Here is a 23,946-nt window from a genome sequence, read left to right on the forward strand (position 1 = left end):
CGTAGGTCGTCGGTTCGAATCCGACAGGGGGCTCTCCTCGTGTCCTCGCGTCGGCTCCGGGACTGTCCGGCCGGTGTGTCAGTGCCGCCCCGACACCCGGTCCGCCAGTCTGGCCAGGCGGGAGGAGTCGGGGCTCGGGTGGTGGCGTTCGTGTTGGTCCGCGGTGCGGTACGTGGCGTACATGGCCTGGACGCCGAGCCAGCGGAAGGGTTCCGGTTCCCACTTGCGGACCTTGTGGTCCACCCACGGGAGTTCGGTCAGGTCGGTGCGGCCCGCCTGGCCGGAGTCGAGCTGGACGAGGTCGCGCAGGGTGCGGCCCGCGAGGTTGGTGGTGGCGACGCCGGATCCGACGTAGCCGCCGGCCCAGCCGAGCCCCGTGGAGCGGTCGAGGGTGACGGTCGCGCACCAGTCGCGCGGCACCCCGAGCACCCCGGACCAGGCGTGTGAGACGGCGACTCCGGCGAGCGACGGGAAGAACCGGACCAGGATCTCGCGGAGGGCCTCGATCGTCGTCTCCTGCGTCCGGCCGTCGTTGTCGGTCCGTGAGCCGAAGCGGTACGGCACCCCGCGGCCGCCGAGCGCGATCCGCCCGTCGGCGGTGCGCTGGGCGTACATGTAGGCGTGCGCCATGTCGCCGAGGGTCTCCAGCCCCTGCCAGCCCACCGAGGCCCACTGCTCCTCGGTCAGCGGCTCGGTGGCGATCATCGAGGAGTTCATCGGCAGCCAGGTGCGCTTCTGGCCCTTGAGGTTCGCGGTGAAGCCCTCGGTGCAGCGCAGGACGTACGGGGCGCGGACCGTCCCGTACGGCGTGACGGCGTGCCGCGGGCGGATCTCGGTCACCGGCGTGGACTCGTGGATCCGCACGCCCAGCGCCTCCACCGCCGATGCCAGCCCCTTGACCAGCTTCACGGGGTGCAGGCGGGCGCCGTGCGGCGTCCAGGCGGCGCCCACCGCGTCGGCGACCCGGATCCGCTCCCGGGTCTCCCGGGCGCCGTACAGCTCGCGGTCCCGCTCGCCGAAGGACAGCTCGTGGGCGTGGAAGGCCCGCAGGCGGGACAGCTGGGCCGGGGTGGTGGCCACCTCCAGCACGCCGCCCTTGTGCAGGTCGGCGTCGATGCCCTCGGCGGCGGCGACCGCGATCACCTCGTCGACGGTCCCGTTCATGGCCTGCTGGAGGCGCACGGCGGCGTCGTGGCCGTGCAGCGCGGCGTACCGGTCGCGGCCGGCGATGCCGTTGTAGAGCCAGCCGCCGTTGCGGCCGGAGGCGCCGTAGCCGCAGAACTTCTGCTCCAGGACCGTGATGCGCAGGAAGGGCGCGGCCTTCTTCAGGTAGTAGGCGGTCCACAGGCCGGTGTAGCCGCCGCCCACGATCACCACGTCCGCCGACGCGTCGCCGTCGAGCGGCTCCCGCACCTCGGGGAGGCCGTCGTCCGCGTACCAGAAGGAGATGCCACCGTTGACGACACCGCTTGCCGAGCTGCTCATGGCCGGACGTTAACCCTTGAGAGCGGTCAGTGTCTCCTTCGGATTCCATGCTTTTCCGCGGCCTCTGACCAGCGGATAGCAGGCGAGACCGATCAGCGCGGCGACGAGGTGCCCGAGGTCGGTGAAGGTGGGCGAGCCGATCAGCGGCAGCCCGTAGACCAGCAGGACGACCGCGAGGTACCCGTACCGCCAGGGTGTCGCGATCCGGTACGTGAGCACCGCGACCACCCCCGCCAGCGCGTAACTCACCCCGATGTCCAGGGTGTTGACCGCGGAGTGCGGGGCGATGCCGTCGTGGATGCCCTTCAGCAGCGCGCCCTCGCTGATCAGGGTGGCCAGCACGTGCGCGGTCACGCACACCAGCAGCCAGCGGACGGTGCCGAGCCAGCGTTCCGCGGGGGCGTGGAAGACGGTGTAGAGGACGGCGTACGGCAGCCAGTGGCCGCCGCCGATCCACATCGCGCTGGCGACCAGCACCCGCACCGGGTTGTCCGACAGCTCGCGGATGTTCGTGGACCGCTGCCGCAGGAACTGCTGTTCGAACGCGGGTGACATGTGGTGCAGCGCGACCGTCGTCACGAAGAGGATCGCCAGCCAGACGTACGTGCCGGGAGCGCTGCGGACGTACCTCCACGCCGTGCCGCCGAGGTCCCGGAGAATTCGCATGAGGCGATTCATGCACGGCCGCAACGTCGGGTGGGTGATTGACATTCCGGAGCGGCCGATCCCGGTCGGCTCCGTTGATGCTCCTCTTGCCTGTCAGTGGCGGCCTGCAAGATGGGGGCATGGCGAGGACAGTGGCCGGCGGGTCCGGTGGTGGCAGGGTGAAGGGCGCGCGGCGGCCGGAGGTGCGGCTGCCCCAGCTGGAGCCGTGGGGCGGCGGCGAGCTGGAGCCGGACGGCGACTACGACGGGCTGGAGTTCCGGGAGGCCGACCTCGCCGGGCAGGACGGCGCGGGCGCCCGCTTCATGGACTGCGCGCTGACCGGCTGCGCCTTCGACGAGGCGGGACTGCGGCACGCCCGCCTGCTGGACACGGTCCTCACGGCGCCGCGCGGCGTCGGCACGAACCTGGCCGACGCGACGCTCCGCGATGTCGAGCTGGTCGACGCCCGCCTGGGCGGCACCCAGCTGCACGGTGCCGTCCTGGAGCGCGTGGTGGTCCGCGGCGGCAAGATCGACTACCTCAACCTGCGCACGGCCAGGCTCCGGGACGTCGTCTTCGAGGGCTGCGTCCTGGTGGAGCCCGACTTCGGCGACGCGGTCCTGGAGCGGGTGGAGTTCGTCGACTGCACGCTGAAGGAGGCCGACTTCACCGGGGTGACGATGAAGGACGTCGACCTGCGCGGCGCCGCGGCCCTGGAGATCGCCAGAGGGGTGGAGCGGCTGGCCGGGGCGGTGATCAGCACCTCCCAACTGCTCGACCTGGCCCCGGTGCTGGCCGCACAACTGGGGATCCGCGTGGAGGGCTGAGCCCGGCCGCCGCGGACACCGCCGCTGGGGCCTGGCCGCCGCGGGCACCGCCGCTGGGGCCCGGCCGCCGCGGGCACCGCCGCTGGGGCCCGGCCGCCGCGGGCACCCCCGCTGAGCCCGGCCGCCGCGGGTACCCCCGTGCGGGAGCGCCCCGGCCGCCGCGGGCACCGCTGGAGCGCGGCCGGGGCAAGGAGGTCACTCCCGGGGCGGGACCGCGGCCGCCCTGCGCAGGCCCAGGTGGTCGTCGGGGTCCTGGAGCCGGTCCGGCTGCGCGGCCAGCATGCGGCGGACCGCCTGTTCCGGCATGCGGACCACGACCGGCCGGGGCAGCGTCAGCTCCCGTACGGCGGTGCCGGTACGGCCGGGGCGCAGCCGGTCGCTCACCCGCGCCACCACCCGCACGTCCAGCGTGAACTGCACCAGCACCGCCGCGGCCTTGGGCTTGTGCAGCGGCATCGAACCCGACGCGTTCACCGCCGCGTCCGCCGCACCGCCGCTGCCGCCGGCGTTGGCCATCATCTGGTTGAGGCGGAACTCGTCGGCGTTGAGCAGTCCCGCGCCCGCCAGACCGCGCGCCGACCGGCCGTGGTCGGCCGAGCCGAGACCGTCCGTCTGGGTGGGCCGGGGCGCGTCCAGGTGGCTCTGCCCCACCGTCTCGAAGGTCATCTTGTCGCCGACGCCCAGCACCCGGCCGTCCCGCAGCCGCGCGTGCAGGGACGCCCGCAGGTCCTGGCCGGCCGCTCCGGTGGCGTGCACCGGCGGCAGCTCCGCCCCGGCGGAGGTCAGCAGCGGCAGCGCCGCGATCAGCCACTCCGTGGAGACGGCCTCGTTCAGGGTGTACGCGGCGGCCTGGCCCTTGTCGCGGAACCGGTCGCCGCCGCCCGCCTCCCGGACCGCGGCGCCTACCAACTCCCGGACCTGCGGCGCGCCCTGGAATCCGTTCACCTGCGCCTCCATCGGCAGCCGCACGCCCGCGGAGCGCCAGCCGCCGAGCGCGGCCGGGCGGTCGTCCCGGGGGCCGGGCGCGGCGGCCACCGGCTGGTGGCGCGGTGCGGTCACCCGGCCGAGCGCCGCCAGGTCCTTGTCCAGGACGCGGTGGGTCAGCGCCTGGCGGCCCAGGGAGACCAGCGCCACCCGGCGGTCGCCCCGGTGCAGTTCGAGGGTCGCCTCGATCGGCACGCGCACCTTCGACGACTTCGCGGTCTTCGCCTCCGCGACCGTCTTCATGCCGAGCTGGCCGCGGGACGCCGTGCCGGAGCGCCGGGAGCCGCCCGAGCCGACGCCGAGGCCCCCCGCGCCGCCCATGCTCTTCAGCTGGCCCGCGCCGCCGTCGGGTTTGCCGGACCCGGCGAAGACGCCCTCCACGCCGGTGGAGGTGCCCTGGTCGTGGGCGGCGGCCTGCTGGGCGACGGCCGCGGTGATGTACTCCAGGTCCCGGCCGTCGTCGGCCGCCCCCTCGTGGGCGCCGTCGCCCAGCCGGTTGACCTTGAACACGGCCCAGTACGGCGTCCTGCGGCCGTCGAACAGCTCGACGGTGACCCCGCCGTCCATGGCGCCGGAGAGCAGCCCGGCGCTGCCGTCGCGGTCCAGGACGCGCAGCAGCCGCTGCACGTTGTCGTTGCGGTCGGCGAGCTGGCGCCGGGGCAGCAGGTCGTCGGCGAGGGTCTGCTGTCCGCTCTCCGCGAGGCGGGTGCGCAGCCGGGCCAGCAGCGGCACGAAGTTCGGCAGGTTCTCGATCATGCCGAAGCCGAGGGGCAGCCCGCGGTCGAAGGACGGTCCCGTGGCGGCCGGTGGCGCCGACGTGCCGGTGCGGCCCGCCGTCTCCCGGCGGCCCCCTTCGCGGGCCTCGCGCTCGGCGCCCGCGCGGGAGCTCTCCGCGGCCCGCCGTCCCGGCCGCGACGACGGCGGTGCCGTCACCGGTTCCGCGTCGAGCTTGAGCTGCCTGCGGATCGGGGCGGGCAGTTGCGCCTCGGTCAGCCACACCGCCGCCTCGCCCGGCAGGGTGCGGGCGGCCGTCTTCACGTAGGGGCCGCCGCCGGTGACCTTGACCTCGGCGACCATGGTGACGAGCAGGTCGCACTGGACCAGGTAGAGCGGTGCCTTCTTCGGGGTGTGCGCGTTGCGTTCGACCGTGCCGGAGAGCGCGGCGGACCGGGTGTCGCCCTCGCTGCTGGTGCGGTTCCCGGACAGGCCCTGGCCGAGCCGCCACTCGGGGCCGTTCTCGGAGCCGGTGGCGCCGACCTGCCAGGTGCTGGTGGTGCCCTGCCCCTCCTGTCCGGCCGCCTGGTGGCCGCCGAGCACGAAGGTCTCGGTGCCCGGTCCGGCGCCCCGGTGCAGGAACTTCGGGTTGGCGAGCGTGAGCCGGGTGCCCACGGCCCCGTTCAGGGCGGCGAGCCGCCGCGGATAGCGCAGGTTCTTGACCACCCAGCCGGAGGACGCGGCCTGCCGCAGGGCCGCCGTGATGGCCTGCGGCCCGAACCGTTCCTCGATCGCCAGCCGCGGCGCGAGCCCTTCGGCCTGGAGCGCGGGGTCCTCGCGGACGCCTTTGTCGCGGGCGGCGGCCCGGGACAGCAGCTGGAAGGCGAGGTCGCGGACGGCCTGTCCGTCGCCGACCGTCTCCACCAGCTGCCAGTCGCGCAGCGGCTGTCCGGCGGAGGGCCGGGGCACCAGCGTGGCCAGGTCGCCGATGCCCTCGGCGGTGACGGCGTGGTCGGGGCGCGGCGCCTGCGCCCGCCGCCGGCCGCGTGCCGCCTCCTGCCGCTGTCTGCCCTCCTCGTCGAGGGTGAACTCGGTCGGGGTGACGAGCCGTACGTCCTGCTCGTCCAGGTGCAGTCCGGCCAGCCGTTTCGGTTCGGGTGCGTCCTGGCCCGGGGAGCCGGGGGTGAGGGCGCGGCCGAGTGTGCGCTGCCGGGAGGTCATGGTGACGTCGACGTCCAGCCGCAGGGCCGCTCCGAAGGTACTGGCCGTCTCGGAGCCGTTGGTGAGGACGTCCGTGCGGGTGGTGGGTCCGCCCTGGTTGCGGCGGGTGCCGGTGCGGTGCCGCTCGTAGCGGGCCGAGCCGGTCAGGAAGCCGGGGACGAGCCTGGCCTGCCCGAGCACGAGGCCGCCGATCGAGCGGGAACTGCTGCGGCCGCTCTGCGCGTTGCCGGCCACGCCGGAGTGGCTGCGCACCAGCCAGTTGTCGGTGTCGCCGAGGTAGCCGGTCTCGCGGAGCTGCCCGCGGACCAGGAGCTGCACGTCGTGCGAGTGCAGCGTGGTCTTGCGGCGCAGCCGCACCCGGATGCCGGTCGTGGTCAGCTGGTCCTTGTTGACCCGCAGGTTGGTCTCGGACAGGGCGGCCATCAGTTCGCGGTGGTTGCGCCGCTGCACCGCGGCCTCCTCCTTGCCGGGCGTGGGAGCCGGGTCCGTGCCGAAGGCGGGCAGGTAGCCGGCCAGCCGGGGATCGGTCGCGAACAGCTCCTGGACGGCCCGGACCATGGGGCCGGTGTCGAGTCGGCTGAGGACGACGCTGGAGCCCATGGCGCCGAACGGGAGGTGCCGCTCGACGTCGGTCTCCGCACCGTTCTCGTCGGTCCGCCGCGGTTTCTCGATGAACTCCCCGGCCTCGACGCCGGGCGGCAGCGGCAGCCCGAGCGACCGTGCCTCGTCGGCCCGCAGGCTCATCCACACCTGCATCGAGTGCCGGGCGGCCCGGGTGCCGGGGCGCAGGACGTTCTCGGCCGAGCGCGGGCCGGTGCCCTCGGCGGTGAACCGGACGGTCGCCAGGTAGAGGACTTTGTCGCCGCGCACCTCCGCGCCCTGGCGGCTCGACACGGTCTGCTCGGCCACCGTGAACCGCGCCTTGCGGGCCGCCGCGACCGGCATGGCCGTCGCCCGTACCACGGCGGCGTTGCCGGCCGCTCCGACGCCGATGGCCGGGCCGAGACCGCCGGTGACGGCGCGTCCCTTGCCCGCGCTCTCGGTGAGGGTGTGCTGGGTCTGCTGGTGGGTGCGCAGCTGGGTCCCGCCGGTGCCCCAGGCGGGCGACATGCCGGTGATCTCGGCGTGCAGGCGGTAGCTGCCGACGCTGCTGCCGTCCTTGGACGCGAGGTCCTCGCCGGTGACGCCGTCCCGCAGCAGCCGGGGCATGTCCTCCAGGACGGTCGCCGTGGAGGTCGCCTCGTAGAGCCGGGCGCGGCCGGGGGCACCGGGCGCGGTGAGGGAGGGGTGCAGGACGCCGGCGACCGTGTCGAAGAGCCCGCCGCCGCCCTGGTGCGGGCCGGCGGTGTCGGTGACGGCGACCGGGGCCAGGGAGTCGGCGAGGGTGACGAGCCGGGCGGTGCCGGCCTGGAGCGGCTGCGGGGCGGCGGGCGGTGTGGTGCCGGCCGGGACGAGGTGTTCGGTGGGGACGCGCTGGGTGAGGGTGCCGGAGCCGTGGAAGGTCTGCGCGGGCCGCGCCGCGTGCTGGGCTCCCCGCTGCTTGATCCGCACGCCGTAGCGCACCTTGCGCGGTGCCTCCACCGAGCCCTTCTCGCTGCGCAGCACGCGGGGTTCGGCCACGTTGCGCTGGCCGCGGGACTCCCGCGCGGACTGCCAGGGCTGCGCGTTCGCCAGGCCCGCGCCGCCCAGCCACAGTCCCGGTACGACGGGTGCGAGCCCGAAGGCCATGCCGCCCAGGCCCTTGCTGGATCCGCCGGTCGCGGTGGTCGCGACGGTGGTGGCGGTGTTGTGCTGGACGTCGACCTTGGTGTCCTTGCCCTCGGCGTCGTCCAGCGCGGCGAGCGGCGGCCCGGCCGGGTCCTGCACGGTCCGGGCGAGCACGTCCTTGGGGTGGAAGGCGGGCGGCCGGTCGTCGGCGGCGCGGGTGATGCTGACGGTGACGTCGTACCACTCCTTGCCGTTCTTGCCCTGGACCGCGAAGGCGCGGCCCGGCCCGTAGAAGGACTCGGGGCGTCCGGCCAGCTCGGCGGCGATGTCGGCGACCGTGCCCGCGCCGTGTCCGACGACGGCGGCCACCGCGTTGCGCACGAACTCCTGGCCGGTCAGCGCGTACGCCGTGGACAGTCCGGCGGCCCGGAAGTACATCAGGTAAGGGGGCACCTCAAGGCCCGGGTCGGTGTTCTCCTCCTCCACGGTGGCCACCGGCGCCACCGGCCGGCCGCGTACCGCCGACGGGGGGAGGACGCCCTTGCCCTTGGCGCGCCGCAGCGCCTGCGTGGTGGCCGCGTTCCCGGCCTTCCCCTGCAGGGCCAGCATCGCGTGTTCCGTGGGGCCCACGGGCACGGTCGCGCGCAGGGGGGTCGGGGTGGTCGGCAGCGGTGGCCGGGAGTTCTCGGAAGAAGGGGATTTCCCGCCGTCACCTGACTGCCGCTGCGTCCGCACGGAGTCAACGTAAAGGCGGCCGGGCCAGGCGGAACGTCCTCCGCCTCAGTTGTCATCCCGGTCTGGTCGACCGGTCAACTGCCGTACATCCGGACGTCGTTCAACCCGTCCGGGACGGCTACGACACCCTCGGGAACCGGGCCTGGAGCGTCCAGATCGCCGGGTTGTCCGCCAGGCCCTCGTGCATGTCGGTGAGGTCGGCGATCAGGTCGTGCAGGAAGTCCCGTGCCTCGCGGCGCAGTTCGGTGTGGGAGAAGGTGAGCGCCGGCTCCTCGGCCGGCATCCAGTCGGCCTCGACGTCCACCCAGCCGAAGCGGCGCTCGAAGAGCATGCGGTCGGTGGACTCGGTGAAGTCGAGTTCCGCGCGCTGCGGCCGGGAGGCCCGGGAGCCCGCCGGGTCGCGGTCGATCCGCTCCACGATGTCGCACAGCGCCCACGCGAAGTCGAGCACCGGCACCCATCCCCAGGCTGTGGACAGTTCCCGGTCCGCCTTGGTGTCGGCGAGGTAGACGTCCCCGCAGAACAGGTCGTGGCGCAGCGCGTGGACGTCCACCCGCCGGTAGTCGGTCTGGGGCGGGTCCGGGAACCGGTTGGAGAGGGCGTAGCCGATGTCGAGCACGTCGTCGATGGTGTCATGGCGTCCCGGCATCCCGTGCGCGCCCCGGTCAGCCCCGCGCGAGGACCGGCCGTACGGCGGCGCGGGCCGCCCCGGTCATCCCTTCGCCCCGCCCAGTTCCTTGCGCAGGACGGCGCACGGCCGCCCGAGCCGCCGGTCCGGACGGTACCCGATCACCTCGTACCCGAGGGCCGTCCAGAACGCGAACCCCTTCGGGTTGTTCTCCAGCACGGCCAGCCGCACGGCGTCCCGTCCGGCCGCCCGGAACCGCTCCTCGACCCCCTCGGCGATCCGCCGCCCGTACCCGCGGGCCCGCGCCGCCGCGTCGACCAGCAGCAGCCCGATCCACGGATCGGGGTCCTCCGGATCGGGATGCCGGGCCAGCGTGATCGCCACGCCGACCAGCCGGCCCTCGGCCCGCGCCAGCAGCACCTCGACGTCCGGGTTCACCATCTCGTCGGCGAGCGCTTCTGCCACCTGCTCGGGCCGGATGTCGTCGGGGTCGGGGAAGTCACCGCTGAGCGCCTGGAACTCCCGGTCCGAGGCGTACAGCGCGGTCAGCTCGGTGAGCAGCGGGGCCGGGATGTCGTGGTCGGCGGTGAGGGGGAGCGGGGCGAGGATCATGGGGGCAACTTATCGGGCGGATAGCGGGGCAGACCGTCCGTGGCGATGGTCCAGTCGCCGATGGTGACGTCCTCGCCGTGGACGAAGTGGTCGTGGCGCTCGCTCCTCGTCGTCTGTGCCCAGGGGCAAGGACCGTCGCCTCCATGCTAGGTCTCCTCGGGAGGATCGCTCCGGCAGTCGCGGCACAGTCCCGGCTCGGCGGAGCGGAAGCCCCGGTCGCAGCCGTCGCAGTTGCGCACCCGGGTGGGGGCGGCGGGCGGCGGGGCCGGGGCCCGGAAGGGCGGTGGTGGCGGCAGGCCGTCCGCCAGCCGGTGGGCCAACAGGGCGGCGGGCCGGTGGAGCGGCTCGTCGGGCAGCCGGGCGGTCAGGGCGTGCCGTACGGCGGCGGGGGTGACGTCCCGCTCCAGCCACGCCATGACGCCCGGCGCCAGATGCCCGGTGTCGGCCTCCGACAGCATGAGCCGCGCGTCGTGGCGGCGAAGTCCCGCGAGGACGTCGACGGCCGTCCGCAGGAGCGCGGGGGAGGAGCGGGCCGGACCCGGTACGGGCGGCAGCGCCTTCTTCCGTCCGGGCTCCCGCGCCGCCGTCTTCGGCCGGGCCGCGTCCTCGGGGTGCCCGGCGCGGTGGCCGGGCCGGTTGCAGGAGACCGTACGGGTGACGATCCGGCCGTCCGCGATCCGCTCCCGTTCCCGCCGCAGATAGCCCTCGGCCTCCAGCTCCCGCAGCGCGGCCGCGATACGGTCCCTGCCCTCCGGGAAACGGGCCGCCAGGCTCTTGATGTCGACCCGGGCGCCCTTGGGGAGCGACTGGATGTGCACCCCGAAGCCGATCGCGAGCGCCGACAGGGTGGGGTGCTGCGCCAGGTGGTTGCCGATCACCACGAAGTGGGAGGTGTGGCGGGCGTTGTCGTGCAGGAGACCGCCGGACCCCCGATTCGGGTGCTTCTTGGTGGCAACACGGGGCTCGGCGCACGAGGGCGCGCTAGGGTTTTTCGTATCCATCGGGAAGGTGTTGCTTCCTAGGTGGTCAGGCCCTCGCACTGGGATTGCCGTCCCGGCGGGGGCCGAAGTTTTTTCGCTGCTGTCGCGCTGAGCGTAGGGCACGCAACCCGCACCAAAGCCAGTCGAGTTGGGCATATTCACTCGCGGGAGTGACGCCGGGCGGCGGGCGGGAGGGGTGGGGCTTGGTGGGGTTCTTTTCCCCGGTTTCCTTCCTTGGTCAGTGGCGTCCCTGGGCACCGCGGCCCGCGTCTCCGGGCTTCGGTGACACGTCGATCTCGGCCCACACGGTCTTGCGCGGCGACAGACCCGGCGCCACGCCCCACTTGTCGGCCAGCGCCTCCACGAGGACCAGCCCGCGGCCGGACTCGGCGTCCGGTGCGAGCGGCCGGGAGTGCGGCGGGCGGTCGCCGCGGGTGTCCGTCACCTCGATCCGCAGGGTTCCTCCCACGACGTAGAGCGCGAGCCCGAAGTCCCGTCCCGGCACCCGTCCGTGCGTCGCCGCGTTCGCCGCCAGCTCGGCCACGATCTGCCTCGCCGGGTCCAGCGGCAGCCCCCAGGCGCGCAGTTGCTCGGCGGCCAGCAGCCGGGCCAGGCGGGCGCCCCGCGGCGTGGACGACAGCCGCAGGCTCATGTTGCGGACGGGGGTGGAGATTTCATCGTTCACATCACTCAGCGTGGCCGGGCCTGCATACCGTGAACAGTGACGAAGCCCTTGCGTACGGTGACTGTCCGGACCTTGTCCGGTGCTGTCCTGGCTGTCGGGCGCGGGCGTACGGCACGGAGGGGTGTGGGATGAGCGAGGTGACCGAGCCGGGCTGGGAGGTCGACCCGGACGACGACTGGGGCGTGGCGGTCGTCGCCACGGTCGGGCGTCAGCTGAAGCTGCGGCGGGAGGCGGCGGGGATGCGGGCCGCCGAGTTCGGAGAGGTCGTCGGCTACGGCGAGGACATGGTCTACAAGGTCGAGGGCGGCAAGCGGATCCCTCGCCAGGAGTATCTGAACCGGGCGGACGAGGTGCTGGGCGCGGGCGGCCAGGTCTCGGCGATGTGGGAGGACGTGAAGAGGGTCCGGTACCCGAAGAAGGTACGGGAGTTGGCCAAGCTGGAAGCGCAGGCCGTTGAGATCGGCTTGTACGAGTGCAACATCATCGCTGGTCTGCTGCAGACGCCTGAGCATGCGCGAGCAGTGATCTCCGCAGCGCAGCCGCCCTACTCTCCGGACGACGTCGAGCGCATGGTGACGGCGCGTCTGGCCAGGCAGTCAGTTTTCGAGCGCGACCCGGCTCCGTCCATGCACTTCGTGCTAGAAGAGGCGCCGCTGCGTCGGCCGGTTGGGGGCACAATGGTGTGGCGACAGCAGCTTGAACGGCTGCTGGAAGCAGGGCGATTGCACCACGTCACACTTCAGGTCATGCCGACCAACACTGACGCGCATCCAGGGCTGGACGGCAGGATCGAGTTGCTGAAGTTCCCGGACGGCACGGCCGTCGGACGCGCAGACGGTGTGTTCAACGGGCGACCGACCACTGACCCGAAACAGCTTCGCCTCATTGAGCTGCAATATGGCACCATCCGGGCGCAGGCTCTCCCTCCCCGGGAGTCACAGGCCTTTATTGAGCAACTGCTGGGAGAGACATGATCCGCAACGCCTCCTCCGTGGAGCCTGCCGAGCTGGTGTGGTTCAAGAGCAGCTACAGCGGCGGCACCAACGGAGAGTCCTGCCTCGAAATAGCCCCCACCCCCACGACCATCCACGTCCGTGACTCCAAGTACCGCACGGCCCCCGGCCCCCGGCTCACCCTCGCGCCCGCCGCCTGGGCCCCCTTCGTGGCGTACGCGGCGTCGGTGATCTGAGGGCGGACGCCAGGAGCCCCCGGCCGCGACCCACGCGACCGGGGGCTCCCGCACTGCGCAGCGGTCGTCAGACGTTGACGCCGAAGTCCTGGGCGATGCCGACCAGGCCGGACGCGTAGCCCTGGCCCACCGCGCGGAACTTCCACTCCGCGCCGTTGCGGTACAGCTCGCCGAAGACCATCGCGGTCTCGGTGGCCGCGTCCTCGGAGAGGTCGTAGCGGGCGATCTCGGCGCCGCCGGCCTGGTTGACGATCCGGATGTAGGCGTTGCGCACCTGGCCGAAGTTCTGCGAGCGGGTCTCCGCGTCGTAGATCGAGACCGGGAAGACGATCTTGTCGATGTCGGCCGGGAGGGCCGCCAGGTTGACGTTGATCGCCTCGTCGTCGCCGGCACCCTCACCCGTACGGTTGTCGCCCGTGTGGACGATCGAGTTGTCCGGGGTCTGCTTGTTGTTGAAGAACACGAAGTGGCCGTCGGAGTAGACCTTGCCCTGCGGGTTGACCGCGATCGCCGAGGCGTCGAGGTCGAAGTCCGTGCCGGTGGTCGTGCGGACGTCCCAGCCGAGGCCCACGGTGACGGCGGTCAGGCCCGGAGCCTCCTTGGTGAGCGAGACGTTGCCACCCTTGGACAGGCTTACAGCCATGGTCGGGAGTCCTTTCCCTTGTCTGCGTACGGCCGTGCGGCGTACGGGCTTGAAGCTACAGCTACCCGTATGAACGCCACGAGGGGTACCGAAGGTTCCATCTCGCTTTACTTTCTTTACCGAACGGGTGACGGAGGATAATCGCGTGACGTGTGCCGGTCAGCCGCGCGACCATGGGGACATGTCCGGTCCGTACCTCATCCGCGGCTCCGTCTCGCTCCCCGAGGCCGAGCTCCACTGGCGTTTCTCGCGGTCGTCCGGTCCGGGCGGGCAGCACGTCAACACCAGTGACTCGCAGGTGGAGCTGCGCTTCGACCTCGCGAACACCACGGCGCTGCCCCCGGTCTGGAAGGAACGCGCGCTGGCCCGGCTGGCCGGCCGTCTCGTCGACGGCTCGGTGGTCGTACGGGCGTCCGAGCACCGTTCGCAGTGGCGCAACCGCGAGACCGCCGCCGTACGCCTCGCGGCGCTCCTCGCCGAGGCCACCGCGCCGCCGCCGAAGCCCCGCACGCCGACCCGTATCCCCCGCGGCATCAACGAACGGCGCCTGCGGGAGAAGAAACAGCGGTCGGACACCAAACGGGGGCGCTCCGGCCGCGACTGGTCGTAGTCGCCGACGGCTGATCCACCCGGTGGATCCCCGCCGCAATTTTCCGTTCGCGATCGCATCGCGCCGCGGTTCCGCCTTTCCCTGGGCCCCCGCGGAATGTGTGCCCGAGGGAATGGAAAAACAGACCGCGCGGTTTCATCCGAGCTGCCGGTAACGGCCCCGGAAATACAACAGCGGTCCGCCTTCCGTGCTCGGGAGTTCCGCGGACAGGACGCGGCCGATCACCAGAGTGTGGTCACCGGCGATCACCCGCTGCTCGGTACGGCATTCCAGGGTCGCGAGCGCGCCGCCGACCAGCGGGGCGCCGGTGGCCTCGCCGCGCGTGTACGGAATGTCCTCGAAGAGCAGCCGGTCGCTGATGCGGCCCTTCATCGCGAAGCGGCCGGCGATGTGCCGCTGGCTCTCGGTGAGCACGGAGACGGCCCACAGCGGCTGCTCGTCCAGCAGGTCGTCCATACGGGCACCGGTACGCAGGCTGACCAGCACCAATGGCGGATCCAGGGATACCGACACGAACGCGGTCGCGGTCATGCCGACGTCCTCGCCCGCCGGTGCCATCGGGTCGTCCGGATCGAGCGGCGGCTCCTGCGCGGTCACCAGGACCACGCCCGCGGCGAGCCGCGCCAGGGCCGCCTTGAACACATCGTTGCTCACCCCCACAGCATGCCCGGTGGCTTCTGCGGCGGTGAGGGAGGGAGTCTTCAGCACATCCGAAACGCTAGTGTCGGCCCCCGTCCGCCGACATCGGCCATCCGCCCGAGGCGGGTCCTAGGACCAAGGGCGGGGTGCCGAAAGCTCGTAACGTGCATCATGTGCACACACACCCAAAGGCTGTGTTCGGTAAACGCACAGGGAAAACGCAGAAACTCCACGCAATTGCTCATCTTCTGCTGTGACTTGAGTCACAAGGGGCATTAATTGTTGACCCTGTGTACCGAGTGGGCAGCGCGCTGTGATTCAGTGGCGGGGGAAAGTAGCGCCGAAGCAGACCCTTGATTCGCTGCGAGGTCTCGGGGGGAGGGCGAACATGGAGACCGAGTCGGAACCCTACGTCCGTCTTGCGTCCCTGCGACAACTGCATCAGGTCATGGCCGACATGAACACGGCCCGCAGCCTGGCGGACACGTTGCAGACCGTCGCCGACGGTGTGATCACCGCCCTCGGGTTCGAGATGGCGTGCGTGAACCTCGTGCGCCCCGACGGTGATCTCGTGGTCGCGGCCCTCTCCGGCAACTCCGCCGCCGAGGCGCTGATCACCGGCCGCGTCGGCTCCCGCGACTCCTGGGACCGGCGGCTCGGCATGGGCGAGAAGTGGGGCGACCTCGTCTTCATACCGCACACCGAGGGCTGGATCCTCGACGACGACGACGTGCCGCAGTGGTACACCGACGGTCCCGCGCCCCGCTTCGAGGACGAGTGGCACCCCTCGGACCGCCTCTTCGCCCCCATGTACACGCCGGGCATATCCGGCAGCTCCTGCGGCGAACTGCTCGGCGTGATCTCCGTGGACCGCCCGCGCAACGGCCGGCATCCCGGCGCCTGGGGCCGCGAGGCCCTGCAGATGTACGCCTTCCAGGCCGCGATCGCCATCAGCAACGCACGCCTGCGGGCCAACATGCAGCGCGCGCTGGTCAGGCTGGAGCGCGAGCAGCAGGCCCTGCGCGCCAGCGAGGAGTCGTTCCGGCAGGCCTTCGAGTACGCCCCCTCCGGCATGGCGATAGCCGAGATGGGCGGCGACCAGCACGGCCGAATACTGCGCACCAACGACGCCCTGTGCCGCCTGCTGGGCCGCCCCGCCTCCGCGATGCGCCGCTACTCCTTCTCCGACCTGGTCCACCCGGAGGACATCGGCACCCTGCTGCGGACCTCCGCGGAGGGCGGCCGCGCCGAGCTCCGCCTGGGCCGCCGGGACGGGACGTACGTCTGGGTCTCGCTCCGCAACTCCGTGGTCGCCGACGCGGCCGACGGGCCCCGCTTCCTCCTCACCCACGTCGAGGACATAGAGGAGCGCAAGCGCCGCGAGCTGCAGCTCGCCCACCGCGCCTCCCACGACTCCCTGACCGGCCTGCCGAACTCCGCCGAGCTGCGCTCCCGGCTCTCCTCCCGGCTCTGCCGCCGCGCCGACACCGACGGCCTGGAGTCCCTGGACGCGGCCTACGGCCACCCCGCCTACGACGTCAACGGCCACGGCTTCGACTTCGCCGCGTCGGCCCAGTCGTACGACGGCTACGACCACCACGTGCACACCGTCGCCCCCGAGGAGGGCCGCGACGACGGCGCGAAGGGGCTCGCGGTGCTCTTCTGCGACCTCGACGGCTTCAAGTCGATCAACGACCGGTTCGGGCACAACGCGGGTGACGCGGTTCTCATCGAGGTCGCGCGCAGGCTGAGCCGGGGCGTCCGGGACGGCGACACCGTGGCCCGTCTCGGCGGCGACGAGTTCGTGATCCTCGCCGACGGACTCGGCAAGGCCGACGCCCAGGACCTGGCCGTACGGCTGCGCAACGAGATCATCCAGCCGATCCGGGCCGAGGGCCGGGCCGTGCGGGTGGGCGCCAGCTTCGGCATCGGCTGGGCGCACTGCGGCATGACGGCGGACGAAGTCCTGAAATCCGCTGACGAGCGGATGTACGTAGAGAAACGATCTCGTCCCAAACAACATCGCCGGGCGGGATGACTCCCAGGTCATCGCGTTGATGCGGTATGAGTCACCCGTTTGGCTCAGTCAGACCGGGTACGCTCGACTCTCAATACCTGTACCGCATCCGCCCGCACCTGTTGAGGAGTACCAAGGGATGACGCCCGGCGACAACGGCGCGAGCACGCCCGAGGACGACGACCCGTTCGGCTACCTGTACGCCGACGGCCAGGCCAGAGGAGCCCAGCCGCCGTCCGGCTCCGGTGGTTACGGCTACCCGAACGCGGTCAGCAGGGTGCGCTCGGTCGGCGAGCGGACCTACGGCGGCCAGCAGCAGGCGCCGCAGGCACCGCCGTACGGCGGTCAGACCATCCCGCAGCAGCAGCCGGGTGCCGGCTACGGCCAGCCGCCGTCCGCGGCCTACCAGGCCCCGGAGACCTTCCCGGGCGGCGCGCCGGCCTCCCGCCAGGCCCCGCAGAACACCGGCCGCGGCCGAGGCCCCAACACCAAGGGCCTGCTCATCGGCGCGATCGCGGTGGTCGCGGCGGTCGTCATAGGCATCAGCGTCGCGATGCTGAACGGCAACGGCGACGACAACAAGGCCAACACCGGCGCCTCGACGTCCCCGACCCAGTCCGAGTCCCCCTCCTCCACCCCGTCGAGCACCAGCTCGGTCTCGGCGTCCGGTGACATCTCACCGGTCGACGCCAAGGCCCTGCGCCTGGACGGCGGCGCGAGCCTGGCCTCGGACATCCAGGGCGCCAAGGCCGACGGCGGCATCTATGTCACGAACTTCAACCAGACCGGCGCCGGCGTCACCTGGACGGTCAACGGCATCCCGTCGGACGGCATCTACACCGTCTTCGCGCACTACAGCGCCGTCAAGGACGCGAGCATGACGCTGTCCATCAACGGCAAGGCGTTCGGCAGCAAGTTCTCGCTGCAGAACTACACACACCAGACCGACCCGGCCAAGGCCTGGACGACGTCCTACACCTATCCCACCCTCACCAAGGGCACCAACACGATCTCCCTGTCCTGCCAGAGCGGAGACAGCTGCGACATCCTGCTGGACCAGCTGTGGGTGAGGCAGGGCAAGCACACGAACAAGGACTAGGCGGTCGTGGTCCCGCCGGTCACCGTGACCTGGTCGAGCAGCTTCTCGTAGGTCGGGCGGTCGAAATCGCCTGCCGCCGGGGATCGTACGGTCGCCGCCGACAAGGCGACGGCCCGTGCCAGGCGGTCCGGCCACGGCAGGTGTTCGACCAGGCCGGAGAGCAGGGCGGCCACCGCCGAGTCGCCCGCGCCGGTCGGGTTGCCGTGGATCGGGGTCGGAGGCGTTGCGTGCCAGCGGCCCTCCGGGGTCACCGCCAGCAGGCCCCGTGGGCCCAGTGAGGCGACCACCGCGCGGGCGCCGCGACGGCGGGCGTCCTGGGTCGCGCGGGCCGGGTCGTGGGAGCCGGTGAGTTCGGCCAGCTCGTCGGCGTTCGGCTTGACCAGGTCCGGGCGGGCGGCCACACCGCGCCGCAGCGGCTCCCCGCTGGTGTCGAGGAGGACGGGGACGCCGGCGGAACGGGCCGTCCGTATCAGCCCGGCGTATGCCCCCACCGGCACTCCCGGCGGCAGGCTGCCGCACAGCGCCACCGCCGAGGCACCGGGCAGCAACTCCTCGTAACGACCGAGGAAGGCAGCCCACTCGGCGGCTGCTATCTGCGGACCCGGCTCGTTCAACTGGGTCGTGTCACCCGACAGTTCGTCCACGACGGCGATGGTGCGGCGCGTCGGCCCGGCGACCGGGAGCAGCGCGTCCACCACCCCCGCCGACTCCGCGAGCCGCTCCCGCACCGACCGTCCGGTGGCCCCGCCCGCGAAGCCGGTCACCGTCGTCGCGTGCCCGAGCGCTGCCAGCACCCGGGAGACGTTCACGCCCTTGCCGCCCGGCCGTTCGGTCACGTCCGTGACGCGGTGCGAGGTGTGCGGGCGCAGGACACCGACCCGGTAGGTGATGTCGAGAGCGGTGTTCAGCGTGACCGTGAGGATCATCGGCGACCTCCCCCTCGCGCCGTGCGTATCGGAATCCTGATCATGCCAAAGAGACGGCGACCGGCCTAGGCAGGCCCTACAGTTCGGGTCTGGTGTGGAGGACCTCGCGGGCCTGTTCCGCGGCTCGGGCGATGCTTTCGCTGACGAAGTCGAGGAACCGGGCGATGTTCTCCAGGCGGGTGGCGGCCGGGGTGCCGGGGACGAGGACGCCGACGCCCTGCCGTGCGATCTCCACGATCCGGGCGGTGGACCGGGCGCTGGCCATCATCGACTGGTACCAGATGTCGTCGTCGACGACATAGCGCTCGCGGCGGCCCTCGCCCTGCTCCCGGCGGACGAGCCCCTGGCTCTCCAGGAACGCGATCGCCTTGGAGACGGAGGCGGGGCTGACCTGCAGACGTTCGACGAGTTCGGCCGCCGTGAGGCTGCCCGTGTCGGCGAGGGTGAGGGACGCCAGCACCCGGGCCGGCATCGCGGTCATGCCCGACGCCATCATGACGCCGGTCAGCGTCTCCTCGTACGCGCGCACGGCCTCCGGGTCGCGTCCGTGGGCGGGCGCCGGCGCCCCGGCGTCCCGGGGCGCGGCCTGCCTGCTGCGGTGGGCGCGGCGCTCGGTGGCGCGGTGCGCCTGGTCGGCCCGGTAGCCGGCGGGACCGCCGTTGCGCAGCACCTCGCGGGTGACCGTCGAGGTCGGGCGGTCGAGGCGGCGGGCGATCTCGGCGTAGGCGAGGTCGTCGGCCAGCCCCTGCGCGATCTGGCGGCGTTCCTGCTGGGTGAGCCTGCCTCCCGGCATCGCGTCCTCTTTCGTCCGTACGGGTCCCTGTCGCTCCCACCGTAGCGTTCGGCTCCAGTCCATTGCAACGATGCGAGAGGTGCGTTGCGTTCACCTCGATGATGAGTGCAATGAAATAGGGCCATTGATCTGCGTGTCCTTCAATCCATGGCATCAAGTACATTGCCGAAGTCGTGAACGCAACGTAGCTTTTCATTCATCGGAAACAGAGAGCGACAGGAGAGCACGATGCAGAAGTTCGACACCACCGCCCCGGTCTCCGCCGTCCTGGAGATCCCCGCCGGACGGGTCCAGCTCATCGCCGCGGACCGCGCCGACACCACCGTCGAGGTGCGGCCCGCCGACCCCGCCAGGAACCGTGACGTCAAGGCCGCCGAGCAGACCGGCGTCAGCTACGCCGACGGTGTCCTGCGGATCGAGGCCGCGGCCTCCGGCGGCAGGCTTCTGGGACCGTCCGGGTCCGTGGAGGTCACCGTCCAGCTCCCCGCGGGCTCCCGCGTCGAGGTCCGCGCCTCCGGCGCCGAACTCCGCGGCGTCGGACGCCTCGGTGACCTGGACTTCGACGGCGCCTACCGGCGGATCAAGATCGACGAGGCCGCGGGCGTCCGCCTCACCGCGGTCGACGGCGACATCGAGATCGGCCGGCTGGGCGGCCCCGCGGAGATCAGCACCGCCAGGGGCGCCATCCGGATCGCCGAGGCGGTGCGCGGCACGGTCGTGCTCCGCACCGAGGACGGCGACATCTCGGTCGGCGCCGCCGCCGGCGTCTCGGCCACCCTGGACGCCAAAACCGGCTACGGCCGCGTCGGCAACTCCCTCAGGAACGACGGCACCGCGGAGCTGGACATCCGCGCCACCACCGCCCGCGGCGACATCACCGCCCGCGGCCTCTGAGCGGATCCGTGCCGCCCACGACGGCGAACGGGCCCCGCCACCGCATCCGGGTGGCGGGGCCCGCCGCGTCAGCCCAGTTCGGGTACGACCACCCAGGCGCCCTGCCGCATCACGCCCTTCAGCGTGAAGCCGGCGTCGAAAAGGAGCAGGTCGGCGTCCTTGCCGGGCTCCAGGGAGCCGATCCGGTCGTAACGGCCCAGCAGGCGCGCCGGGTTGGCGGACAGCGCGGCCACGGCGTGCTCCACGGGCAGCCGGTCGACGGTCACCGCCCGCCGCAGCGCGCGGTCCAGGGTGAGCGTGGAGCCGGCGATGGACCCGCCCTCCACCAGCCGGGCGACCCCGTCCGTGACCTCGACCTCCAGCGGGCCCAGCAGATAGCGGCCGTCGCCGCTGCCGGCCGCGTCCATCGCGTCCGTGATGAACGCGACCCGGCCGGAGCCCGCGTGGTGGAAGGCCAACTGCAGCGCGGCCGGGTGCAGATGGGTGCCGTCGTTGATCAGCTCGACGGTCACCCGCTCGTCCTCCAGCAGGGCGGCGATCGGGCCGGGAGCGCGGTGGCCGATCTGCGGCATCGCGTTGAAGAGGTGGGTGGCGACGGTGGCGCCCGCGTCGATCGCCTCGACCGTCTGCTCGTACGTCGCGTCCGTGTGGCCGACGGCGGCGATGACGCCGTGCTCGGCTAGCAGCCGTACCGAATCGATGCCGCCGGGCAGTTCGGTGGCGAGCGTCACCATCCTGGCCTGGCCGCGCGCCGCGTCGAGCAGCTTGCGGACCTCCGCCGGGTCCGGGTCGCGCAGCAGCGCCTCGGAGTGCGCGCCCTTGCGGCACGGCGAGATGAACGGTCCCTCGAAGTGGACACCGGCGATCTCCCCCTGCTCGGCCAGCTCCGAGAGCAGGCCGGCCTGGCGGGCGAGGACGTCCATGTCGTCGGTGACGGTGGAGGCCACGAGGGTGGTCGTACCGTGCGCGCGGTGGGTGCGGACGCCGGTGAGGATCTGCTCCGCGGTACCGGAGCTGAAGGAGGCGCCGCCGCCGCCGTGGTTGTGGATGTCCACGAACCCGGGGAGCAGCCAGTGGCCGGTGACGTCGAGGATCTCGGCGTTCTCGGGGGCGTGAGCGGCGATGCGGGTGCCGTCGACCGCGACACGGCCGCTTTCGACCACTCCGGTCGGGAGGACTACCCGGGCGCCGTCGAGGACCAGGCCGTGCGTCCCGAGGCGCGGGTGCGTGAGGGCTGGTCGCGCAGTTCCCCGCGCCCCTGACGGGGCGCTGTCGTCGCGCTCGTTGGCAGCCATCAGGGCATTACCTCCGCAGTTGTAGTCGTAGTCAGCAGGTCCTGGGCGAGGAGCCCGGCCCCCAGACACCCCGCCGTGTCCCCCAGCGCCGCCGGGACGATCGCCGGCAGCTTCTGGAAGGTCACCCGGCTCCGCACGGCCTCCCGCAGGGGCTCGAACAGCACGTCGCCGGCCTCCGCGAGGCCGCCGCCGACGATCAGGACCCGCGGGTCCAGGAGGGTGAGGGCCGTGACCAGCCCGTCGGCCAGGGCGGCCACCGCCTCCTCCCACACCCGGACGGCGTTCGGGTCACCGGACGCGACGGACCGCGCGCACTGCGCCGCGTCCGCGTCCGGATCGCCGGTGGCGGCGGCCCACGCCTCGCTCACCGCGGCCGCCGACGCGTATCGCTCCAGACAGCCGCGCTGCCCGCACGGACACGGCACACCCTGCGGCCGTACGACGATGTGGCCGACCTCGCCCGCGAAGCCGTGCGCGCCCGGCTCCACCCGGCCGTCCAGACCGAAGCCGCCCGCGATGCCGGTGCCGAGCGCCACGAAGAAGAAGCGGTCCGCGCCCCTGCCCGCACCGAGCCGCCCCTCGGCCAGACCGCCGGTGCGCACGTCGTGGCCCAGGGCGACCGGGATGCCGAGGCGGTCGGCGAGCACGGCGCGCAGCGGTACGTCGCGCCAGCCGAGGTTGGCCGAGAAGACCGCGACGCCGTTCGGTTCGTCGACTATGCCGGGCACGGCGAGGCCGACCGCGGCCGCGCCCTCGCCGAGCCGGCGCTCGCCCTCGGCGTGCAGGTCGGCGGCGAAGTCAAGGATGGCGGCGACGACGGCGTCGGGCCCGCGCTCGCGGCCGGTCGCCCTGCGGTCCTGGTGGAGCAGCTCGCCGTCCGGCCCGACCAGCGCGGCCTTCATTCCGGTGCCGCCCACGTCCAGGGCGATGACATGTCTCACGGGAACAGTGTGGCCCTCCGACCCTCAAGAGGTCTAGTCCACTTGCGTGGTGTAGACCTTATGGGTCCACATATTGAACAGCGACACAGTTGGAACAGGGGCAGTACACGTGCGGCGGCGTAGGGCAGGAATGATCGCGGTGATGTCCGCCACGGGCATGACGGCGGTTCTTGGTGGCTGTGGGACGACCGGATCCTCGGACGTCACCCTCAGACTCGTCGCAGCAGACTACGGAGACTCCGCCGCCAACAGCTCGCAGAAGTACTGGGACCGGCTGGCCAAGGACTACGAGGCCCAGCACCCCGATGTGAAGGTCGACGTCAGCGTCTACTCGTGGAACGACGTCGACCGCAAGGTCAAGAACATGGTCGCCGCCGGCGACGCGCCCGACCTGGCACAGATCGGCGCGTACGCCGACTACGCGGCCGCCGGCGACCTGTACGAGGCCGGCGACCTGCTCTCCATCCCGGTCCAGGCCGACTTCCCCTCCCAGCTCGCCGAGGCGGGCCAGTGGAACCACGCGCAGTACGGCATCCCCTTCGCCGCGTCCACGCGTGTCCTCTTCTACAACAAGACCCTCTTCTCCGAGGCCGGCATCACCCCGCCCGCCACCTGGGACGACCTCGCGGCCGACGCGAAGGCCCTCAAGGCGCACGGCGTCACGTACCCGTACGCCCTGCCGCTCGGTTCCGAGGAGGCCCAGGCGGAGACCATGCAGTGGCTGCTCAGCGGAGGCGGCGGCTACACCGACGACATCGGCACCTACACGATCGACTCCGCGCGGAACGTCGAGACCTTCACCTGGCTCAAGGACGAGCTGGTGGGCAAGGGCCTGACCGGACCGACCTCGCCCGGCAGGCTCAACCGGGCCACGGCGTTCGCGGCCTTCGCCGACGGACAGGTCGGCATGCTCAACGGCCACCCCACGCTCATCAAGCAGGCTGAGAAGAAGGGCGTGAAGTTCGGGGCCGTCCCGATGCCGTCCCGCGCCGGCCAGACCACCAGCACGCCGTCCATGGGCGTCACCGACTGGATGGCGGCCTTCAAGCAGAACGGGCACGCCGAACAGGTCGGCGACTTCCTCGACTACGTCTACAGCGAGAAGAACGTCCTCGACTTCTCCCGCGAGTACGGCCTGCTCCCGGTCACCACGTCCGCCTCCCAGACGATGACCGACTCCTCGCGAGCGCAGGACAAGCAGCTCCGGCCCTTCCTCGAACAGCTGCCCACCTCCGAGCTGTACCCGGCGGGCAAGACCTCGTGGGCCGCGGTCAGCGCCGACGTCAAGAAGCAGATCGGCACCGCGGTCGCCTCCACCGGCGACCCGACCGGCGTGCTCACCCGGCTCCAGTCCGAGGCGACGGCGGCCGACAGCCGTGCGAAGACGGGCTGAGCGCTACGGTTCTCGGCATGGACCGGCAAGAACTGGGCGCACGCGAGCAGGCGATCCTCGCCCTGGAACGCCGGGGCTTTCCGAGCCCCGGCGCCAAGGAACGGGTGATCCGTGAGGAACTGGACCTGGCGCCGGTGCGCTACTACCAGCTCCTCAACGCCCTCCTCGACGACGAACGGGCCTTGGCCCACGACCCGGTGACGGTCAACAGGCTGCGGCGGGTGCGGGAGGGGCGGCGGTCGGAGCGGTAGGGGGTACGTGCGGGGCGGTGGGGGCCTGTCGCG

22 protein-coding genes are annotated in these 23,946 nt (G+C 72.4%); 9 read left to right on the plus strand and 13 right to left on the minus strand.

The genetic code is table 11. The features are described from left to right. Positions 1 to 78: 78 nt before the first annotated feature. Positions 79 to 1,485, minus strand: coding sequence for an NAD(P)/FAD-dependent oxidoreductase (locus ACIRQ9_RS11785; RefSeq protein WP_404170259.1), 1,407 nt, complete (start codon positions 1,483 to 1,485; stop codon positions 79 to 81). 9 nt (positions 1,486 to 1,494) lie between these two features. After that, positions 1,495 to 2,151 (minus strand): rhomboid-like protein, encoded by a 657-nt coding sequence (locus tag ACIRQ9_RS11790; RefSeq protein WP_404170261.1) that lies wholly within the window; start codon positions 2,149 to 2,151, stop codon positions 1,495 to 1,497. A gap of 119 nt (positions 2,152 to 2,270) precedes the next feature. On the opposite strand from ACIRQ9_RS11790, the gene ACIRQ9_RS11795 reads away from it, so the two are divergent. Continuing rightward, positions 2,271 to 2,957 carry a pentapeptide repeat-containing protein gene (locus ACIRQ9_RS11795; RefSeq protein WP_404170264.1) on the plus strand — a complete coding sequence of 229 codons (687 nt, stop codon included), beginning with the start codon at positions 2,271 to 2,273 and terminating at the stop codon, positions 2,955 to 2,957. 195 nt (positions 2,958 to 3,152) lie between these two features. Here ACIRQ9_RS11795 and ACIRQ9_RS11800 read toward each other — a convergent pair whose 3' ends face one another. The 5 genes from ACIRQ9_RS11800 to ACIRQ9_RS11820 form a co-directional block, all read right to left on the minus strand. Next, on the minus strand, positions 3,153 to 8,192 hold the full coding sequence (locus ACIRQ9_RS11800) for a hypothetical protein (protein WP_404170267.1): 5,040 nt from the start codon (positions 8,190 to 8,192) through the stop codon (positions 3,153 to 3,155). A gap of 244 nt (positions 8,193 to 8,436) precedes the next feature. Beyond that, entirely contained in the window at positions 8,437 to 8,937 is a 501-nt protein-coding gene (locus ACIRQ9_RS11805) for a hypothetical protein (RefSeq protein WP_404170898.1), read from the minus strand. A 93-nt stretch (positions 8,938 to 9,030) separates the two neighbouring features. Next, on the minus strand, positions 9,031 to 9,558 hold the full coding sequence (locus ACIRQ9_RS11810; protein ID WP_404170269.1) for a GNAT family N-acetyltransferase: 528 nt from the start codon (positions 9,556 to 9,558) through the stop codon (positions 9,031 to 9,033). A gap of 146 nt (positions 9,559 to 9,704) precedes the next feature. Then, positions 9,705 to 10,559: a helix-turn-helix domain-containing protein gene (locus ACIRQ9_RS11815; protein ID WP_404170272.1), complete on the minus strand. Its 855-nt coding sequence runs from the start codon at positions 10,557 to 10,559 to the stop codon at positions 9,705 to 9,707. A gap of 217 nt (positions 10,560 to 10,776) precedes the next feature. After that, the gene (locus ACIRQ9_RS11820; protein ID WP_404170275.1) at positions 10,777 to 11,223 is read right to left on the minus strand and encodes an ATP-binding protein; all 447 of its coding nucleotides are present in this window, start codon (positions 11,221 to 11,223) and stop codon (positions 10,777 to 10,779) included. Between the two features lie 128 nt (positions 11,224 to 11,351). Here ACIRQ9_RS11820 and ACIRQ9_RS11825 point away from each other — a divergent pair, with 128 nt between their 5' ends. Next, entirely contained in the window at positions 11,352 to 12,197 is an 846-nt protein-coding gene (locus ACIRQ9_RS11825; protein ID WP_404170278.1) for a helix-turn-helix domain-containing protein, read from the plus strand. Continuing rightward, positions 12,194 to 12,412 carry a DUF397 domain-containing protein gene (locus ACIRQ9_RS11830; protein WP_404170280.1) on the plus strand — a complete coding sequence of 73 codons (219 nt, stop codon included), beginning with the start codon at positions 12,194 to 12,196 and terminating at the stop codon, positions 12,410 to 12,412. Before ACIRQ9_RS11825 ends, ACIRQ9_RS11830 begins: the two co-directional genes overlap by 4 nt. 67 nt (positions 12,413 to 12,479) lie before the next feature. Here ACIRQ9_RS11830 and ACIRQ9_RS11835 read toward each other — a convergent pair whose 3' ends face one another. Beyond that, positions 12,480 to 13,055 (minus strand): TerD family protein, encoded by a 576-nt coding sequence (locus tag ACIRQ9_RS11835; RefSeq protein ID WP_404170283.1) that lies wholly within the window; start codon positions 13,053 to 13,055, stop codon positions 12,480 to 12,482. 181 nt (positions 13,056 to 13,236) lie between these two features. Here ACIRQ9_RS11835 and arfB point away from each other — a divergent pair, with 181 nt between their 5' ends. Next, a complete protein-coding gene (gene arfB / locus ACIRQ9_RS11840; protein ID WP_404170286.1) occupies positions 13,237 to 13,665 on the plus strand; it encodes an alternative ribosome rescue aminoacyl-tRNA hydrolase ArfB in 429 nt (142 codons plus the stop codon). A gap of 135 nt (positions 13,666 to 13,800) precedes the next feature. Here arfB and ACIRQ9_RS11845 read toward each other — a convergent pair whose 3' ends face one another. Continuing rightward, positions 13,801 to 14,373 carry a flavin reductase family protein gene (locus tag ACIRQ9_RS11845; protein WP_404170289.1) on the minus strand — a complete coding sequence of 191 codons (573 nt, stop codon included), beginning with the start codon at positions 14,371 to 14,373 and terminating at the stop codon, positions 13,801 to 13,803. A 319-nt stretch (positions 14,374 to 14,692) separates the two neighbouring features. Between ACIRQ9_RS11845 and cdgB the strand changes: the two genes are divergently transcribed. Continuing rightward, positions 14,693 to 16,342: a diguanylate cyclase CdgB gene (gene cdgB, locus ACIRQ9_RS11850; protein ID WP_404170292.1), complete on the plus strand. Its 1,650-nt coding sequence runs from the start codon at positions 14,693 to 14,695 to the stop codon at positions 16,340 to 16,342. A 118-nt stretch (positions 16,343 to 16,460) separates the two neighbouring features. After that, entirely contained in the window at positions 16,461 to 17,420 is a 960-nt protein-coding gene (locus ACIRQ9_RS11855; protein ID WP_404170295.1) for a carbohydrate-binding protein, read from the plus strand. Here the strand turns inward: ACIRQ9_RS11855 and ACIRQ9_RS11860 are convergent. Continuing rightward, a complete protein-coding gene (locus ACIRQ9_RS11860; protein WP_404170298.1) occupies positions 17,417 to 18,346 on the minus strand; it encodes a 1-phosphofructokinase family hexose kinase in 930 nt (309 codons plus the stop codon). The genes ACIRQ9_RS11855 and ACIRQ9_RS11860 overlap by 4 nt on opposite strands. Positions 18,347 to 18,422: 76 nt before the next feature. Next, the gene (locus ACIRQ9_RS11865) at positions 18,423 to 19,139 is read right to left on the minus strand and encodes a helix-turn-helix domain-containing protein (RefSeq protein ID WP_404170301.1); all 717 of its coding nucleotides are present in this window, start codon (positions 19,137 to 19,139) and stop codon (positions 18,423 to 18,425) included. Between the two features lie 228 nt (positions 19,140 to 19,367). On the opposite strand from ACIRQ9_RS11865, the gene ACIRQ9_RS11870 reads away from it, so the two are divergent. Beyond that, entirely contained in the window at positions 19,368 to 20,033 is a 666-nt protein-coding gene (locus ACIRQ9_RS11870) for a DUF4097 family beta strand repeat-containing protein (protein ID WP_404170304.1), read from the plus strand. 68 nt (positions 20,034 to 20,101) lie between these two features. On the opposite strand, the gene nagA is transcribed toward ACIRQ9_RS11870, so the two are convergent. After that, entirely contained in the window at positions 20,102 to 21,328 is a 1,227-nt protein-coding gene (gene nagA / locus ACIRQ9_RS11875) for an N-acetylglucosamine-6-phosphate deacetylase (protein WP_404170306.1), read from the minus strand. Continuing rightward, positions 21,328 to 22,269 (minus strand): ROK family protein, encoded by a 942-nt coding sequence (locus ACIRQ9_RS11880; protein WP_404170309.1) that lies wholly within the window; start codon positions 22,267 to 22,269, stop codon positions 21,328 to 21,330. The genes nagA and ACIRQ9_RS11880 overlap by 1 nt, the downstream gene beginning before the upstream one ends. A 142-nt stretch (positions 22,270 to 22,411) precedes the next feature. Between ACIRQ9_RS11880 and ACIRQ9_RS11885 the strand changes: the two genes are divergently transcribed. Beyond that, positions 22,412 to 23,662: an extracellular solute-binding protein gene (locus ACIRQ9_RS11885; RefSeq protein ID WP_404170312.1), complete on the plus strand. Its 1,251-nt coding sequence runs from the start codon at positions 22,412 to 22,414 to the stop codon at positions 23,660 to 23,662. A gap of 17 nt (positions 23,663 to 23,679) precedes the next feature. Beyond that, positions 23,680 to 23,913: a DUF3263 domain-containing protein gene (locus tag ACIRQ9_RS11890; RefSeq protein WP_404170314.1), complete on the plus strand. Its 234-nt coding sequence runs from the start codon at positions 23,680 to 23,682 to the stop codon at positions 23,911 to 23,913. The last annotated feature ends 33 nt before the right edge of the window (positions 23,914 to 23,946 follow it).

Source organism: Streptomyces sp. NPDC101237, assembly GCF_044767465.1.
Lineage (GTDB): Bacteria > Actinomycetota > Actinomycetes > Streptomycetales > Streptomycetaceae > Streptomyces > Streptomyces gramineus.